Source organism: Staphylococcus xylosus (assembly GCF_002732165.1).
GTDB classification, from domain to species: domain Bacteria; phylum Bacillota; class Bacilli; order Staphylococcales; family Staphylococcaceae; genus Staphylococcus; species Staphylococcus xylosus.
In genome coordinates, this window is sequence record NZ_MRZO01000003.1 from 182,814 (window position 1) to 199,784 (window position 16,971).

General features: G+C 32.3%; 15 protein-coding genes. 10 read left to right on the top strand and 5 right to left on the bottom strand.

Going from position 1 to position 16,971, the window contains the following annotated elements:
- The first annotated feature begins 318 nt into the window (after positions 1 to 318).
- From aryK to BTM19_RS05980, 6 genes are all read left to right on the top strand, one after another.
- Positions 319 to 2,604, top strand: a complete 2,286-nt coding sequence (gene aryK / locus BTM19_RS05955) for a transcriptional regulator AryK (protein ID WP_029378189.1) — start codon at positions 319 to 321, stop codon at positions 2,602 to 2,604.
- A gap of 331 nt (positions 2,605 to 2,935) precedes the next feature.
- Complete coding sequence (locus tag BTM19_RS05960; RefSeq protein WP_029378190.1) at positions 2,936 to 4,330, top strand: MFS transporter; 1,395 nt, start codon at positions 2,936 to 2,938, stop codon at positions 4,328 to 4,330.
- Between the two features lie 76 nt (positions 4,331 to 4,406).
- Complete coding sequence (locus BTM19_RS05965; protein ID WP_029378191.1) at positions 4,407 to 5,582, top strand: M20 family metallopeptidase; 1,176 nt, start codon at positions 4,407 to 4,409, stop codon at positions 5,580 to 5,582.
- A 193-nt stretch (positions 5,583 to 5,775) separates the two neighbouring features.
- Positions 5,776 to 6,240, top strand: coding sequence for a hypothetical protein (locus BTM19_RS05970; protein ID WP_029378192.1), 465 nt, complete (start codon positions 5,776 to 5,778; stop codon positions 6,238 to 6,240).
- A 51-nt stretch (positions 6,241 to 6,291) separates the two neighbouring features.
- Positions 6,292 to 6,984, top strand: coding sequence for an alpha/beta hydrolase (locus BTM19_RS05975; RefSeq protein WP_058625658.1), 693 nt, complete (start codon positions 6,292 to 6,294; stop codon positions 6,982 to 6,984).
- A gap of 226 nt (positions 6,985 to 7,210) precedes the next feature.
- Positions 7,211 to 8,611, top strand: a complete 1,401-nt coding sequence (locus tag BTM19_RS05980) for an MFS transporter (RefSeq protein ID WP_029378194.1) — start codon at positions 7,211 to 7,213, stop codon at positions 8,609 to 8,611.
- A gap of 127 nt (positions 8,612 to 8,738) precedes the next feature.
- On the opposite strand, the gene BTM19_RS05985 is transcribed toward BTM19_RS05980, so the two are convergent.
- On the bottom strand, positions 8,739 to 9,011 hold the full coding sequence (locus tag BTM19_RS05985) for a YrhK family protein (RefSeq protein WP_037557171.1): 273 nt from the start codon (positions 9,009 to 9,011) through the stop codon (positions 8,739 to 8,741).
- A gap of 114 nt (positions 9,012 to 9,125) precedes the next feature.
- Between BTM19_RS05985 and BTM19_RS05990 the strand changes: the two genes are divergently transcribed.
- Entirely contained in the window at positions 9,126 to 9,659 is a 534-nt protein-coding gene (locus BTM19_RS05990) for a methylated-DNA--[protein]-cysteine S-methyltransferase (RefSeq protein ID WP_099265788.1), read from the top strand.
- Between the two features lie 420 nt (positions 9,660 to 10,079).
- Here BTM19_RS05990 and BTM19_RS05995 read toward each other — a convergent pair whose 3' ends face one another.
- From BTM19_RS05995 to BTM19_RS06010, 3 genes are all read right to left on the bottom strand, one after another.
- The gene (locus BTM19_RS05995) at positions 10,080 to 10,295 is read right to left on the bottom strand and encodes a helix-turn-helix domain-containing protein (RefSeq protein WP_042361990.1); all 216 of its coding nucleotides are present in this window, start codon (positions 10,293 to 10,295) and stop codon (positions 10,080 to 10,082) included.
- A 12-nt stretch (positions 10,296 to 10,307) separates the two neighbouring features.
- Positions 10,308 to 10,952, bottom strand: coding sequence for a DUF2975 domain-containing protein (locus tag BTM19_RS06000; RefSeq protein WP_058625660.1), 645 nt, complete (start codon positions 10,950 to 10,952; stop codon positions 10,308 to 10,310).
- A gap of 617 nt (positions 10,953 to 11,569) precedes the next feature.
- Complete coding sequence (locus BTM19_RS06010; protein WP_029378197.1) at positions 11,570 to 12,739, bottom strand: hydroxymethylglutaryl-CoA synthase; 1,170 nt, start codon at positions 12,737 to 12,739, stop codon at positions 11,570 to 11,572.
- 103 nt (positions 12,740 to 12,842) lie between these two features.
- Here BTM19_RS06010 and BTM19_RS06015 point away from each other — a divergent pair, with 103 nt between their 5' ends.
- The 3 genes from BTM19_RS06015 (at position 12,843) to BTM19_RS06025 (ending at position 16,406) form a co-directional block, all read left to right on the top strand.
- The gene (locus tag BTM19_RS06015) at positions 12,843 to 13,997 is read left to right on the top strand and encodes a thiolase family protein (protein WP_038679167.1); all 1,155 of its coding nucleotides are present in this window, start codon (positions 12,843 to 12,845) and stop codon (positions 13,995 to 13,997) included.
- A complete protein-coding gene (locus BTM19_RS06020; RefSeq protein ID WP_029378199.1) occupies positions 13,997 to 15,280 on the top strand; it encodes a hydroxymethylglutaryl-CoA reductase, degradative in 1,284 nt (427 codons plus the stop codon). Before BTM19_RS06015 ends, BTM19_RS06020 begins: the two co-directional genes overlap by 1 nt.
- 151 nt (positions 15,281 to 15,431) lie before the next feature.
- Positions 15,432 to 16,406 carry an SMP-30/gluconolactonase/LRE family protein gene (locus BTM19_RS06025; RefSeq protein WP_029378200.1) on the top strand — a complete coding sequence of 325 codons (975 nt, stop codon included), beginning with the start codon at positions 15,432 to 15,434 and terminating at the stop codon, positions 16,404 to 16,406.
- A 100-nt stretch (positions 16,407 to 16,506) separates the two neighbouring features.
- Here the strand turns inward: BTM19_RS06025 and BTM19_RS06030 are convergent, their stop codons facing one another.
- Positions 16,507 to 16,938 (bottom strand): CHAP domain-containing protein, encoded by a 432-nt coding sequence (locus BTM19_RS06030; protein ID WP_029378201.1) that lies wholly within the window; start codon positions 16,936 to 16,938, stop codon positions 16,507 to 16,509.
- Between the last annotated feature and the right edge of the window lie 33 nt (positions 16,939 to 16,971).

Sequence of the window (16,971 nt, forward strand, 5' to 3'; positions counted from 1 at the left end):
GATAAATCAGATAAAAAGTAAATACTTGTTAATGAATGCATACTAAGATTAGCCATGAAGAAATCTATCAAAATAGAATTCTTTATGGCTATTTTTTATAATTTTAAAGAAGAATTTATAGGATTTATTAGTTTTAAAACTCATGACTGTAAAGTGTATTTCATCCCCAGTTACATTTGATAGAATGGAGCGACGTGAAATTTTTGAAGCAATACCATTTTTGTGGCACTAGCTTTTTGTCAAAAAAAGAACAAATTCTAGAATTTATAGATTATTGGGGATATTTCTTTAAAATAATAAACTATAAAGAGGTGAATTATGGAAACTTTTTATAGTATAGATTTCATGGAAAAGACTAAGGATAGTACCCAGATTAACCAAGGATTACGAATTGGTTTAATATTGAATAATAAGATGTCAATTTGGAAATCTAATGAATCTAATGAGTTCAATGAAGGCGATGTATTTATTATTAATCATCGAGAACCGTATAGGTATAAGAAAGACAAAGATACTTTATGTATAGTGCTTCATTTAACAGAAAGTTATTTGAAACAGTACTTAACTGACTTTAGCGATAAATTATATATATTGGACAAAGCACATATACAAGATGCGATATATAAACAAATTGTTAATATTGTAGCGAAAATCGGGGTTGTTTATATTAGAAGGGGTGAATTTTATCGCCTTTATATAGAACAACAATTGATAGAATTAATGTTTATTATTGCACGATTTTTACCTACAAAAAGCAATGAGTTTTATAGAGATAGTGTAGAGGATAATCGTGTGGCATTTGTATGCAATTATATAGAAAATAATTATAGTAATAGTCTTTCTCTCAATGAAGTAGCTAATATGGTACATCTCAGTTCTGCTTATTTATCTAAAGTATTCACACGACAAGTTGGTATGGGTTTTAGTCAATATATCATCCATATAAGACTGAAACATTGTAAGAAAGATTTAGTCATGACGGATAACTCAATTACACAAATTGCTGTGAAACATGGGTTTAGTAATTCGAGCACTTTATTAAAACATTTTAAAGCACATATGAAATTAACACCTTCGCAATTTAGAGAAAAATATAAAAATTTAGAATTAGTAGAAACTATAAATAAAGAACAAAAAGAAGTTATTTATCAAAGATATTTATATTATTTATCATTATATATTTACCAAACAGATGATATGTTACTACAGTCACCTGAGGCTCAAAAAAGAATAGATATTAAACTTAAAGAAACAAAGCGAAGGCTGTCACCTTATGGACATGTCATACAAATAGGGGACTTAGAAGTATTACTCAACAAAAGGTTTAGACGACAACTGCTTGAAGCTAAGCATCATATCGGTGTAGATCATGTGCTAATCAAGGATCCAATCAAAGAGGGGTTTATAGAGCATAAATGGATTGAAAGTGATGAAGAAATACCCAATATTCACCCATATATGAAGTTAGATGATTGCTTTAATTTTTTAATTGAATATCAAATAGGTTTAGGAATAGAAATAAACCCACCTAAGGCAAGAGTGAACTTTAAAGTGTATTATCAGGAAATGACTTATTTATTAGAACACATATATAATACATTAATGGATAGAAAATCACTTGATTTAATAGTTTATATTAGTACTAATGATGAACATTTATTTCAGTCTCTTTTGAAATTGTTTAAAAATTATTTTCCTCACGTCAAAATAGTGATGAATACAAACATTGATTCAGAAAAACAAGCAACCGCAACTAAGTATATTTTAGATCATCATCGAAATAATATTGATAGTATTAGTTTTAGTGCAAATCAAAATGATATGATTAATTTTAAATCAATCGACGATAACCAATATACCCAAACAAAAAAACATATTAAATTAAAATTGAAGCAAATTAAGCATTGGTTAGGTTTGAAAGATTATTGTATTCCATTTACGTTGTTAAAGTGGAATACATTAACGGGTAATACAAATTATACTAATGGCGCATATTTTCGAGCTGGTATTATTTTTGAACAATTAGTGGAAATGAACGAGGACATTCGTTCTATTGGGTACTGGCTAAATTTTGAGATACATCAACAATACTGTCAGAAAGAAACTATTGCTCAGTTGAATGGTATCGATTTATATCATCAATTTGGTGGCAAGAGACCTGCATTTTTTACCAGTACAATGTTTTCAAAACTCACTGAGCACATTTTATATAAAAATGAAAACTGTATGGTTACAGGTGATTTTAATCATTTTCAAGTGGTTATATGGAATGCAGAACATTACAATCCATATTTCACGATAAATGATTCATCGAATGATATAAATTACAATGAATATCAGTTTAATATTACCAATGCTTTACCAGGTATTTATAAAATTAAACATTACACTTTAGATAAGAATCATGGTGCATTATATAAAGTATGGCAACAATATAATACACGCTATGGCATGGATAAAGAAACGATTGATTACGTAAATAGAGTTAATTATCCAAAATTAACTATTAGTGAAATCAAAGTTACAGATACAATTACATATCACTTAAAATTACTAACTAATGCATTACAAATTATTGAATTCAGAAAGTATTATAATAAATAAGCTTAGTAGCTAACCTAGGGGATTGAAATTCAAACGCCCTGGGTTAGCTTTTTTGTTGGGATAATGATTACTTAGGGGTATTGTAAAGTTTAGTAGTAATGACAAAAAAAGGAGTTCTTTTTTTGTCATTGCTTAAAACGGACACAAAGTCATTATAAAAAGAATACAAAAATAGCAAATAATCTATATTAATAAGAATTTGAGCGCGCTACAATCTTTTTTGAGAGAGGATAGCAAGTATCATTGATAGAAGATGTTTAGTAAACATCTCACAATTGAGCTTATCTTCCCTATTTGTCATTTGTAAATTTAAAAATAGGAGGAACGTAAAATGACTCAAAAGGGAAATGCGCAAACATATAAAGGTGACAATAAACTGATTTTAGGTATCGTGTTAGGTGTTGTGACTTTTTGGTTATTTGCACAATCTTTGTTAAATGTTGTACCTACGTTGCAACAATCGTTTCATAGTAATATCGGAACAATCAGTATCGCAGTGAGTATTACGGCACTGTTCTCTGGGATGTTTGTTGTTGGTGCTGGAAGCCTAGCTGATAAGGTAGGTCGTGTAAAGATAACTTATATCGGCTTATGGTTAAGTATTATTGGATCATTATTAATTATCGTTAGTAACTTACCAATATTATTAATTATTGGCAGAGTTATTCAGGGATTATCAGCAGCAGCTATTATGCCCTCGACATTAGCAATTATGAAAGCTTATTTTTATGGTAAAGATAGACAACGTGCATTAAGCTATTGGTCAATAGGGTCATGGGGAGGTTCAGGATTAGCATCACTATTCGGTGGGATGGTCTCAACATTTATTGGCTGGCGTTGGATTTTTATTTTATCTATACTTATAGCTTTATTATCAATGTATTTAATCAAAGGGACGCCTGAAACGAAATCACCAGTAACTAATAATAAGCACTTTGATTATGTTGGTTTGATTTTATTTGTAATTATGATGTTAAGTATCAATGTTGTTATTACACAAAGTAGTGCGTTGGGATTATTCTCACCAATTATTTTAGGACTTACTCTCATTTTTATACTTTCGACAATTATTTTCTTAAAAGTTGAAAATAAAATAGGTAATCCATTAATTGATTTTAAACTATTTAATAATAAGGCGTATACAGGTGCAACATTATCCAATTTCTTATTGAATGGTGTGGCAGGTGCTTTACTAGTTGCTAATACATTCGTACAGCAAGGGTTAGGGTTTAGTGCATTTCAAACAGGATTGCTATCAATAACATATTTAATAACCGTATTATTAATGATTCGTGTTGGCGAAAAAGTATTACAAAAAGTTGGTGCGAAGAAACCAATGGTTTTAGGAACTTCTTTTAATATGGTTGGTATCATTCTAATTTCGCTAACTTTTTTACCTAGTATGATTTATGTAGTTGTATGTATTTTTGGCTATTTGCTTTATGGCTTAGGGTTAGGATTTTATGCTACGCCTTCCACAGATATGGCAATTTCTAATTCACCAGAAGATAAAGTTGGTGTAGCTTCAGGTATATACAAAATGGCTTCATCATTGGGCGGTGCGTTTGGTATTGCTTTATCTGGCGCATTATATGGTATTGTAACTCATTTAACTAATGTACAAATTGGTGCGTTAGCGGGCTTATGGTTAAACGTTATTATGGCATTATTATCCTTATTCATCATTATGGTCATGGTACCAACAACAAAACAACTTAGAAAATAAAATCCCAATAGGGCTGACAAATATTTTGATAATAAAAAGTGTATAATGTAATTATCACGTTATAGGGGGAACTATTATGGTGAAAGAATTAATAGATTTATTGAAAGATAAAGAAGAACGAATGATTGAAATTCGTCGATTTCTACATCAATATCCTGAACTATCGTTTCATGAAGAGCAAACTCCAAAATATATTGAAGAGTTTTATAGAAATAAAGATTGTGATGTAGAAACTAACATAGGGCCTAACGGATTAAAAGTGACAATTGATAGTGGGAAACCTGGCAAAACAATTGCTATTCGTGCAGATTTTGATGCATTACCAATTGAAGAAGATACAGGTTTATCATTTGCTTCAAAAAATAAAGGTGTGATGCATGCATGTGGTCACGATGCTCATACAGCATACATGTTAATACTTGCAGAAACATTAATAGAATTAAAAGAACGATTTAATGGCAAAGTAGTAGTTATTCACCAACCTGCAGAAGAAGTCCCACCAGGAGGAGCACAAGCAATGATTAAGGATGGCGTGTTAGATGGTGTGGATCACGTGTTAGGTGTTCATGTTATGAGTCATATGCCTACTGGAACGATTTTTTATCGTGAAGGTAACGTGCAAACTGGTAGAGACTTTTTTAAACTTACAGTAAAAGGACAAGGTGGTCATGGTTCATCACCACATACAGCAAACGATGCTATTGTAGCTGGTGCGTATTTTGTTAATGCTGCTCAAACAATTGTTTCAAGAAGATTAAATCCGTTTGAAACAGGCGTCGTAACGATTGGTTCATTTGATGGTAAAGGTCAATTTAATGTCATCAAAGACAGTATCATTATTGAGGGAGATGTTCGAGCGTTAACAGACGATACAAAACGCACAATTAAAAATGAGGTTACACGCCTATCAGAAGGTTTAGAATCAATGTTTGGTGTAACTTGCGAGTTAGAATATCATGACGATTATCCAGCGCTATATAACGATCAAGAATTCACACGTTTTGTAGTGGATTCTATTGAAAATGCAGAAACAGATGCAATTAAAAAAGTAGAAAGATGTGAACCACAACCACCATCTGAAGATTTTGCATATTATGCTAAAAAGTTACCGAGTGCATTTATATATGCAGGCGCAGCTCCAGAAAATGGGGATATTCATCCTCATCACCATCCTAAATTCACAATTAGTGAAAAAGCAATGCGAGTTTCTGCAGAAGCGGTAGGCATTACTGTATTAAACTATTTAAAATAAACCAATATTTAAGACACCTTATTATAAAGCGATAACTATTCACTTTATAGTATTAAGGTGTCTTATATTATGTTGCGCTAATGATTATCAAACTATTATTTAAATCCATCACTTTAATATTGCTATAAAAGTTTATGAGCTAACTATTGAGTGTATATATAAAAAGATAATAAAAAGATGAAGGATGATGATGATGAATGGCGACAAAAAAATAAGTGAATTACTAGATAGTTATAAAAAACCATTAAAAAAACTTTTTAAGTATGATAAATCAAAAGCCTTAACATTTGATAAAGAAAGTAGAAGTAAAGTTGAAAATGAAAAGGGTATCTTTGTCATATTTAATAATAAAAAGCCGATATTTGTTGGACAAGCTGGTGGATTAATGACGGGCTATAAATTGACCCAAAAAGATTTGAATGATAAATTAGGTCAATTTAATTCGAAATCTGCCGCAGGTACAGCGAAATTTAGAAGAGTGTTTAGCACACAGCAAAACTTAGATGAAATGGAACAACAAAATATTAAGGCAGAAACTTATAATTTAAAATTTCAATATATTAAAGTAAAAGAGAATCCAGCAATGATCAATATATTAGAACTACTTGCTATAGAATTCGCAAAAGATAATGAAATTGAACTGTATAACTTTTTATAATTCAAGGTGTATCATACTCAATTTTTAATGCTTAAAGTGAGGTGTTTTGAAATGAATTTAAACTCATTAAGTATTTATTTTCAACATCATGAAATAAGAATAAAACTACCGAAAAACTATTTTAAGACTGAAGGGAAGTCTTATCCACTAGTTATAGTACAAGATGGCGACTATTTATTTAAAGATGTAAACAAAGATGTAGTGTTTGCAGGAGTTGTTCCTAATGACAGAAAGCAAGAGTACACGCCTTGGTACACAAAGGTAAATGGAATTGAATTTGATGGCAAGGCAGACGACTATTTAGTTTGGATAACGAGTGAATTATTGCCATATTTGAAAAAATGTTTCAGTATTTCTGAGGAACAGAAAGATATAGCTATCGCAGGCGCATCGCTGGGGGGCCTAGTATCGTTGTATGGACTATTAACGGAGAAGTATGCTTTTGGTAGCTTTATATTAATATCGCCATCAATATGGTATCCTGGATTTTTAAAATTTATGAAAGAGCATGAAATTCTTAAACAGCCATTCCATGTTTACTGGTATGTAGGAGAGTTAGAAGGAAAGCAAAACAAACTTTCAAACCTAAATATGATTTCACAAACAGAACAAGGCGTCGATATTATAAATGAACTATTAATATCTGAACAATCGGTGTTTCACTTTGTAACTAATAGAAAAGGTATACATCGTAAAGATTACTTTAAAAAATACTTCAAGCATGCAATCAAGAAATTGTTTTAACGAAATGAAAAAGTTTTTCGTTTATATTGTCAGAAAATTCTTTATATTAAACTAAATTTGCCACTTTCAAGTTAGAAAAATGGTAATATTTATAGTGTAAATATTTATAAAATAGATTAACATGTATCTAATGATGAAATGTAACACTTTGAATATAGCATTGATTAATGATTTGAATTTTTATAAATATTAAGTGAAATTATATTTAAATATAGGGGATGCTTTTATGACAGAAAACACTAAAAATTTTTCGGGAAGTAAGTTATTGACTGGTATTGTATTATCTATATTAACTTATTGGTTGTTTGCACAGTCTTTTTTAAATATAGGGCCAAAGATACAATCAGCATTTGGCACTAGTCCAGATATAGTTAATATTTCAATTAGCTTAACTTCGTTTGTTACTGGCGTTTTTATGGTTGTAGCGGGTAATTTTTCAGATAAACTTGGTAAGGTGAAGATGACTAGGATCGCATTGATACTTAGTATTATAGGTTCGCTAATGTTAATCGTTTCTGGAAACGTTGTTTTATTACTCATGGGGAGAGTAGTACAAGGACTATCAGCAGCTATTATAATGCCGGCCACAATTTCAATAGTAAATGATTTTTTTGAAGGTGATGAGAGACAAAAAGCGTTGAGTTATTGGTCGATTGGCGCTTTTGGTGGTACTGGTTTATCTTCTTTTTTTGCAGGTGCAATGGCAACATTTATATCATGGCAATCGATTTTTGTATTATCTATTATTTTATCTCTTTTGGCGTTATTTTTGTTGAACAAGTTGCCTGAAAGTAAATTAGTTAAATCCACGTCTAGTCAATTTGATTATATAGGACTTACTATATTTGTGATTATGATTGCAAGTATTAGTTTTGTGATAACACAAGGTTATAAAATGGGGTGGTTAAGTACACCTACATTAGTCTTAAGTTTACTATTTTTCGTTTGTATTTTTGTGTTTTATAAATTTGAAAAGTCCAAACGAGCACCTTTTATTGATTTAGAATTATTTAAAAATAGACCATATATTGGCGCAGTATTGGCTAACTTTTTATTGAATACAGGTGTAGGTGTTATCGCTTTGTTTAACATGTATGTACAAGGTGGAATGAAATTGAGCGCATTTCAAGCGGGGATGCTTACCTTACCTTATGTAATTACATTATTACTTGTTGTTAGATTAGGTGAAAAGAGTATTAAACGTTTTGGAGCAAAACGTGTAATGGTTATAGGTCCAATTTTTACAGCTTTAGGAATATTACTGTTTAGTTTTACTTTTTTTGATAAACCTATATATATAATTGTATCGTTAATAGGGGCTGTGTGTTTCGGAGGAGGAACCGGATTGTTTGCGACGCCAGCTCTAAGTACAGCAGTATCAACTACGCCACCTGAAAAAGTAGGAGTCGCATCAGGAATTTTTAAAATGGGATCTACACTAGGTGGTGCATTTGGCATCGCAATTATGACATCTATTTATACAGCTATAATACAAAGTGGCCAGAGTATGGAAGTAGCGGCAAGCATAGGTTTTATCGTTGGGACATGTTTAGTTGTATGTGGCGTGTTAGCGAGTGCGCTGATTATCCCAACTAGGAAGATTAAAACTAGATTGAAAACAAGTTAATTTTTTAATCAATACGTAAATTGTATAGATGATAGTTTAAATAACAGACATATTATGAAATTAATGATTAGAAGAAGAGGAGTTGACAGCCACAGACTTGGTTTATCTACTCCTCTTTATTCTCAATTTATATTTTATGTTTAAAAGCTAAATGTAAATCGTGAGTAAATACAATCAAAGGTCTTATCGTCATTTGAATACTACCTATAACGAATAATACAGTACCAGTTGTTACAGTTGAACTGTTGAAAAATAAAAAGCTACCACATAGGAATACTAAGCCTAAGATAATATCATTTAATTGGTAGAGTGCTTTATAAATTAATGTAATGCGTTCGGATTTTGGATTTTTATGAAAATTAAGGTCTATATTTTTGTGGTGTTGTTTGAAGTGACTCACTTAGAACCTCCTAGAGTTAAATACTATATGAGTTGTACATACCCCTAAGTATTTACATAAAACAAATAAAGTTTTATGATTATAGCAAATTAAAAGGTGGAAAAGAGGGATATTATGTATTATAAAACAACTTATCAATCACCGATTGGCCAAATCACCTTAACCTCTGACGGAGAAAGTATTACAGGTTTGTGGTTACCAAACCATCAAGACATTGAATCACATTACGATGATAAATTAATTGAAAAAGATCAACCAGTATTTGAACAAGCTACACATTGGTTAGATAGCTATTTCTCAGGAAATAAACCTAAAATAGATTTTCCTTTGAAGGCGATAGGGACTCCCTTTAGAGAAACAGTTTGGAAAATATTGTTAGAAATACCACATGGAGAAACGGTAACTTATAGTGATATTGCCCAAAAAGTAGCTCTAGAAAGAGGTAAAGAGAAAATGTCCTCCCAAGCTGTAGGTGGAGCAGTTGGAAGTAATCCAATTTCTATTATCATTCCATGCCATAGAGTTGTCGGGAAAGACGGAAGCTTAACAGGTTATGGTGGTGGCATTGACACTAAAATTGAATTATTAAAATTAGAACAACAAGATATGACTCAGTTTTACATACCTAAAAACAGTACCAAACCTTGAGTTTGATACTGTTTATTTTGTGTTTTCAAAAATAAAATATGAATAAGTATATTAGAATTTATGAAAAGTTGATTACTATCTTCAGGGTGTTATTCTGTTAAACATATTAATAATTTATAGAGGTGATGCAATTTTTGGGGGATGATGAAATGCGATTTCAAGTGTATTTGTAGTAATTAATTCGAAAATTGTAGTCTATCAATGATATTCTCGTATAACATAAGATAATTAAATAATTTCTCTTAACTCCAAATTAATATACACCCAATCACACGTTTTAGTCGCGATAATTTCAACAATCTATTTTCCATGATTAGAGTGTACTGTAAACATCCTCTAGTCTCTTTATTACATACTTTTTTATTTATAGTTATTTTTATCATTTCTACCACAATAATTTTTCGTTACAGTTAAGCCAGTTTAATTCTCTATTTCTTTATTGGTATATTCCATAATATCAGCTGGTTGGCAATCAAGAGCTTTACATATAGCGTCTAAAGTTGAAAATCTGATTGCTTTTGCTTTGCCAGTTTTCAAATTAGATAAATTGGCAACTGTGATATCAATTTCATTTGCTAAGTCGCTGAGTTTCATTTTTCTATCTGCTAATACTCGGTCTAATCTCACTATAATCATTTATTAAGGCTCCTAAACAGTATGATCAAATTCATCTTGTAAAAACGCACCATATTTAAATACATAACTTATTATCCATATTATTATACCAGCAAAGATGAGCGTGAAATTAAAGTCATATATAAAATCCCCTACGGATTCAATATTTTTATCAACTAATGCATATAATTTAGAATTATAATCTAGAAAACTATATATAACAAAGTTGCTTGCAAGGTTAATCACAGATTCGAAAACACCTAATACTAGAAAGCAATATGCGATAAAAGTGATAGTATTAGCATTTTTATAAGTGAAAATTTGGCCATTACTTACATTTTTTAGCCACTTTCTTACTTGTGCGATGATTACAATGTATAAAATAATTAAAATGACAATTAACAATAAAACTAATATAACAGGTGGTTTTGAAAATGTGATATCACTTAGATTATACTGGGCTACAGTATTTTTTGTTAAACCAAAAGAGTCTATCCAAAATTCTTCATCTGCTTTTGCTATTTGATTATTTATAAAAGACGTTGGGATAACTAAGAGCCCTATAATCCCTATTAATATTGGTAAAATACTTAGTGATGTCATTATCAAAATTATTGTTGATAAAATGATTAAAGATTTAACTAAAAGATTAAATCGTTTGTTATTAATCTTTTTCATAAATTGGTCTCCTTCTTTATGTGATTAACCATACTATAACTTATTATTTATCGATAATCAATATGTATTTATCGTTTTTCGGTATTTAAATTTTAGGATTTAGTTATATAAATATATCAAATGACATAAAACTATCTTTTGTATTCCTATAAACTACGACGCTATAATATGTGTAACGAAAATAAGTGTTCACTTATATACTAATCCCCTCACTATGCCAGTAGTGAGGGGATTGATGTTGATGTGGCATAATGTCTCCTAATTTTATTGTATTTACTTAGCTAATAAGTAAATACGTAACGGCACAGCCCTGATGACTGGTGCTATGATGTGGAAGGAAACATCTCTTTATACATCTCCTCTCTACGTCAAATTGGCACCTGAGAGATAGGCGGATTCCCTACAAATGAAAAAAGCATCTCCACTTCCAATACATTGAATGATGTCATTTCAAGAGCAAAATAATGTGCCTTACTTTGATAAAAGTTGAATTCTACTCTAGGATTGATCATATAATCATTTTGTACAGGTATAAAGAACAAATGAGGCTGGGACAAATGAATTTTGCCCCAGCCTCACATTAATTTATAAAGAGATAAGAATAAGTGATTTAAAACTTAATTTAAGGTATTATAATTACGGATATGATCGTTAATGCTTTCAAGATAGAAAATTGCATTTTCTTCATTTTCTAATTCAGTTTCGTGATCAAATTCTAAATTATCAAAACGGTTGAAGAAAGTTTCATATGTTTCAACTGAGATTTCTGTACGGTTGTTTAGTAAATCTTTATGTCCTTGAATATCGAGCGCATCTTGGTAACCTTCAACAACTTTACCGCTAAAGAATTCTCCAACAGATCCAGAACCATAACTGAATAAACCAATTGTGTCATTAGCAGCTAAATCATGCGTTTCTAATAATGAGATTAAACTCAAATATAGAGAACCTGTATAGATGTTACCTACATAACGATTATAATAAGTAGCTGCATCATAACCAGTAGTTAGACGCGTTTTAGTTTCTTCATCTATGTCATCTGTTAAAATTGAATCAAGTGCTTTTTTGCCCATTTTAGTAAATGGTACATGGAAGCATAAAGAGCTGAAATCAGCTAGTGATTTATTGTAACGACGTGCATATTCTTGCCAACTTTCTTGGAATGAATGGATGTACGCATCTTTTGATAACGCACCATCTACAAGTGGATAAGGTTGGCCACTTGGACGCCAAAAATCATATACGTCTTCAGTGAAAGCAACTGCGTCGTCATTTAGTTCAAGAATACGTGGGTTTTGTGATATCATCATAGCAACTGCACCTGCACCTTGTGTAGGCTCGCCACCAGAATTCAAACCATAACGCGCAGTATCACTTGCGATGACAAGTACTTTCTCATCCGGACGTTGCGCTAAATAATCTTTAGCTAATTGGATAGCTGGTGTTGCAGCATAGCAAGCTTCTTTCATTTCAATACAACGTGCAAATGGTTGAATACCTAACAAATTATGTATCTGCACTGCTGAAGCTTTTGCTGAATCTATTGCAGATTCAGTTGCAACAATAACCATACTGATTTGTTTTTTATCTTCTTCTGTCACGATGGCTTTTGCAGCATTAGCACCCATCGTAACAATATCTTGACTCATAGGACTTACTGACATCTCAGTTTGCCCGATGCCTAATAAGAACTTGTTTGGGTCCACTTGACGTGATTCGGCAAGTTTAGCCATATCTACATAAAATCTTGGAACATAAAAATTAATTTGATCAATACCGACTGTCATAAAGCGTATCGACACCTTTCTATATATAAATAAGCAACTGTATCATACCAAATCATAAGCATAAAATACAATTATTTGAAAAGAGCTATAAAGGAGACTAATTATGAATAAAGTAGCAATCGTAAGTGCAAAACGTACACCAATAGGAAGATTTAGAGGGAAATTAAGTAAATATTCAGCAGTTGAACTTGGAACAAAGACATTAGAAGCTGCGATGAAGGCAATTAACATAGATCCACAGAAAGTTGAGCAAGTTATCTATGGTAATGTATTACAAAGCGGCAGTGGTCAAAATCCTGCCCGTCAAATAGCAATCCATTCCGGTGTTCCAAATACAACACCAGCTATGACCATAAATGAAGTGTGTGGCTCTGGATTAAAGTCTATTATTTTAGGAAAGCAATTAATCCAATTAGGTGAAGCTAAAGTAGTGGCTGTAGGTGGTGTAGAAAGCATGACAAATGCACCTAAGTTAGTGCTTAATGAAGGTGAATCCCCTGTAGATAGCTTTATGCACGATGGTCTTACTGACGCTTTTTTAAACGTACCTATGGGTATTACAGCTGAAAAAATTGCAGAAAAGTACAACGTATCACGTGAAGCACAGGATTATTTTGCTAACGAATCTCAACAAAAAGCACAACAAGCGACAGAAACAGGTAAATTTAATAATGAAATCGTTCCATTAGAAGATGTAAATGGAGAAATGATGACTACGGATGAAGGTATTCGTGGAAATAGTAGTGTTGAGAAATTAAGTACATTAAAAACAATATTTAAAGAAGACGGCACGGTAACAGGCGGCAATGCGTCTAGTATTAATGATGGTGCGTCTACAATTATTTTAATGGATGCTGACTATGCGAAACAAGAAGGCTATGAAATTTTAGCTATAGTTGGAGAGCATGCCGAAATTGGTTGTGATCCGCAGTATATGGGCTATGCGCCATATCATGCAGTGACAAAATTATTAGATAAGACAGATAAGGTCATCGATGACTTTGACGTAGTAGAAATGACGGAAGCTTTTGCGTCACAAAGTATTCCTGTGAGAGACAATTTAAGTATATCTGAAGATAAGCTGAATTTATATGGTGGTGCGATTGCGTTAGGTCACCCTATAGGTGCAAGTGGTACACGCTTAGTTACAACTTTAGTTAATATTTTAGCTCAAGAAGAGAAACAATCAGGCATAGCAACCGCTTGTATCGGTGGCGGTTTAGGAATTGCAATTCAAATTGAAAAGGAGAATAACTAATGGAACCATTAGGTAAGACGTTTCGTCATTTGTCTAGAACAGAAAAGTTAGAGGAGTTAGTAATTAAAGGTTGGTTATCTGAAGAAAATAAAAATGTGTTACTCAATAATCCTTTAATTTCGGAAGAGATTGCGAATAGTCTTATAGAAAACGTCATTGGACAAGGGACATTACCTGTAGGATTATTACCTGAAATCAACGTAGATGGTAAATCATATGTTGTACCAATGATGGTAGAAGAACCTTCAGTAGTTGCAGCAGCTAGTTACGGAGCAAAGCTTGTAAATCAAACTGGCGGCTTTAAAGTTATTGCTAGTGAACGTTTAATGATTGGTCAAATTGTGTTTGATAGTGTGACAAATACAGCAGTTTTAGAGGAGCAACTTCAACAACTTGAAGTGCAGATGAAACGTATTGCAGATGAAGTGTATCCTTCAATAATTGAGCGTGGTGGCGGCTTTCGTAAAATAGAGATAGATACATTCCCAAATGAAGGCTTAGTGTCATTAAAAATCTATGTAGATACTAAAGATGCAATGGGTGCAAATATGTTGAATACCATTTTAGAAGGTATCACAGCGTATTTAAAAAATGAATTGGAACATGTTGATATATTGATGAGTATTTTATCTAATCACGCTACTGCATCGGTTGTTAAAGTGCAGGGGGAAATCTCAGTTGATGCATTATCAAAAGGCGGTCGTGATGGTAAAGATGTTGCTAAAAGAATGGAACGCGCCTCTGTATTAGCTCAAGTTGATATACATCGAGCGGCAACACATAATAAAGGTGTGATGAATGGTATTCACGCTGTAGTGCTGGCGACAGGTAATGATACTCGTGGTGCTGAAGCGACAGCACATGCATATGCAAGTAAAGATGGTCAATATCGTGGTCTAGCTACGTGGCATTATAATGAAGAAAAACAAGTGCTTGTAGGGACAATTGAGGTGCCTATGACATTGGCTACTGTGGGTGGCGGTACAAAAGTTTTACCAATCGCAAAAGCCTCGTTAGAATTAATGAACGTTGATTCTGCACAAGAATTAGGTCATGTTGTCGCTGCCGTAGGATTAGCTCAAAATTTTGCTGCATGTCGTGCCTTAGTTTCTGAAGGTATTCAACAAGGTCATATGAGTTTACAATATAAATCATTAGCAATTGTAGTAGGTGCGCAAGGTGAAGAAATTGCTCAAGTAGCAGAACGTTTAAAAACACAAGACCGTGCCAATACAGCAGTTGCTCAACAACTCTTAGAAGAGTTAAGATTACAAAAACAATAACATAAACTAATCCCTAAATGAATTCTCCAATACATTTAGGGGTTTTTATATAAATAAAATAGATAGTGATTTTTAAAGGGATTGATTTATTTGAAACTATGGTTGCCATATAATTAAAATATAAAGAAAGTGAAGAAAGGGGAAATGATTAATGGAAAATAAAAAATTACCTGCCTTATCATATACGAGAAATGCTAAAAGTGAGGTGCCCATTCTTGCTCATGAACAAGGCCTACAAACCATTACGGCTGAACCATGGTTAGAGATTTCTGATAAGGGATTACAACTTGAAGGACTTTGCTTCGATAGAAATGGAGACTTAGTACTTTGCGAAGTCTTTGGGGGAACTATTTTTCATGTATCCTTACCTGACAAAAAAATCACACAATTATTAAAGTCACATAAAGATAACCCAGCAGCCGTTAAAATACATAAAGATGGACGATTATTTGTATGTTATTTAGGTGATTTTGATAGTTCGGGTGGTATTTACGCTGTTGATGGAAGCGGCAATAAAATTCAGGAAATTGTATCAGATATTGAAACAGAATATTGTGTGGACGATTTAGTGTTTGATAGTAAAGGTGGGTTTTACTTTACGGATTTTAGAGGTTATTCGACAAATCCTAAAGGGGGAGTATATTATGTCTCACCTGACTTTAAGTCCATCACTCCTGTGATACAAAATATTGCAGTTGCGAATGGTGTTGCGCTTAGCACTGACGAAAAAATACTTTGGGTAACTGAAACGAATGCAAATCGATTACATCGTATAGAATTATTAGAAGACGGTGTTACGATTGCGCCCTTTGGAGCTTCTATTCCTTATTATTTCACAGGGCATGAAGGGCCAGATTCTTGTTGTATAGATAGTGATGATAATTTATATGTTGCTATGTATGGTCAAGGAAGAGTATTAGTTTTTAATAAGAAAGGATATCCAATAGGTCAAATTTTGATACCTGGTCGTGATTCGGGTCATATGTTGAGATCAACACATCCAGCATTTATACCAGGAACAGATCAATTGATTATTTGTTCAAATGATATTGAAAATGATGGCGGTTCTTGGATTTATACCGTAAAAGGTTTTGCTAAAGGACACCAAAGTTATCAATTTCAATAAAGTAAAAAGAAACGTTAATTTGCAACGAAAAGCTGCAAATTAACGTTTTTTTAGAATCAAAGAGTTATTAACTGCTTAGAAAACTATCTTACGCAGCTTCCTAATAGATATAGTTATATTTGGCAGCTGCTGATTTACTTAATATTCTTGTGCCATATGCTAGAGGACGATTGTAATTATATTCGGATACTTTGATACTACCATTTTTATAAACAGTTTCTACATAAGCAACATGGCCATATGTGCCAACAGTTGATTGCATTACCGCTCGTTTCGCCGGTACTCTACCTACACGATAGCCACTATTTTTTGCTTTGTAATACCAATTTTTAGCATTTCCCCAACTATTGGGTACAGGTTTACCCACGCTCGCTCTTTTATTAAATACATACCATGTACATTGATTTTTACTATAATAATTAACTGCTGCATTAGCAGTTTGATTTTCATGTGTTGTTTGAACAGTTGTTGTCCCAGTTATAAGTATCGTAGTCGCAATAAGTGTGTTTGTTGTTATCTTTTTAATATTCATACATTACTCCAGACATTTTTAAAAATTATATAT

What these genes read in the sequence shown, in the direction of transcription:
- aryK (WP_029378189.1), top strand. Translation starts at nt 319, where the DNA reads ATGGAAACTTTTTATAGTATAGATTTCATGGAAAAGACTAAGGATAGT.
- BTM19_RS05960 (WP_029378190.1), top strand. Translation starts at nt 2,936, where the DNA reads ATGACTCAAAAGGGAAATGCGCAAACATATAAAGGTGACAATAAACTG.
- BTM19_RS05965 (WP_029378191.1), top strand. Translation starts at nt 4,407, where the DNA reads ATGGTGAAAGAATTAATAGATTTATTGAAAGATAAAGAAGAACGAATG.
- BTM19_RS05970 (WP_029378192.1), top strand. Translation starts at nt 5,776, where the DNA reads ATGAATGGCGACAAAAAAATAAGTGAATTACTAGATAGTTATAAAAAA.
- BTM19_RS05975 (WP_058625658.1), top strand. Translation starts at nt 6,292, where the DNA reads ATGAATTTAAACTCATTAAGTATTTATTTTCAACATCATGAAATAAGA.
- BTM19_RS05980 (WP_029378194.1), top strand. Translation starts at nt 7,211, where the DNA reads ATGACAGAAAACACTAAAAATTTTTCGGGAAGTAAGTTATTGACTGGT.
- BTM19_RS05990 (WP_099265788.1), top strand. Translation starts at nt 9,126, where the DNA reads ATGTATTATAAAACAACTTATCAATCACCGATTGGCCAAATCACCTTA.
- BTM19_RS05995 (WP_042361990.1), bottom strand. Translation starts at nt 10,295, where the DNA reads ATGATTATAGTGAGATTAGACCGAGTATTAGCAGATAGAAAAATGAAA.
- BTM19_RS06000 (WP_058625660.1), bottom strand. Translation starts at nt 10,952, where the DNA reads ATGAAAAAGATTAATAACAAACGATTTAATCTTTTAGTTAAATCTTTA.
- BTM19_RS06010 (WP_029378197.1), bottom strand. Translation starts at nt 12,739, where the DNA reads ATGACAGTCGGTATTGATCAAATTAATTTTTATGTTCCAAGATTTTAT.
- BTM19_RS06015 (WP_038679167.1), top strand. Translation starts at nt 12,843, where the DNA reads ATGAATAAAGTAGCAATCGTAAGTGCAAAACGTACACCAATAGGAAGA.
- BTM19_RS06020 (WP_029378199.1), top strand. Translation starts at nt 13,997, where the DNA reads ATGGAACCATTAGGTAAGACGTTTCGTCATTTGTCTAGAACAGAAAAG.
- BTM19_RS06025 (WP_029378200.1), top strand. Translation starts at nt 15,432, where the DNA reads ATGGAAAATAAAAAATTACCTGCCTTATCATATACGAGAAATGCTAAA.
- BTM19_RS06030 (WP_029378201.1), bottom strand. Translation starts at nt 16,938, where the DNA reads ATGAATATTAAAAAGATAACAACAAACACACTTATTGCGACTACGATA.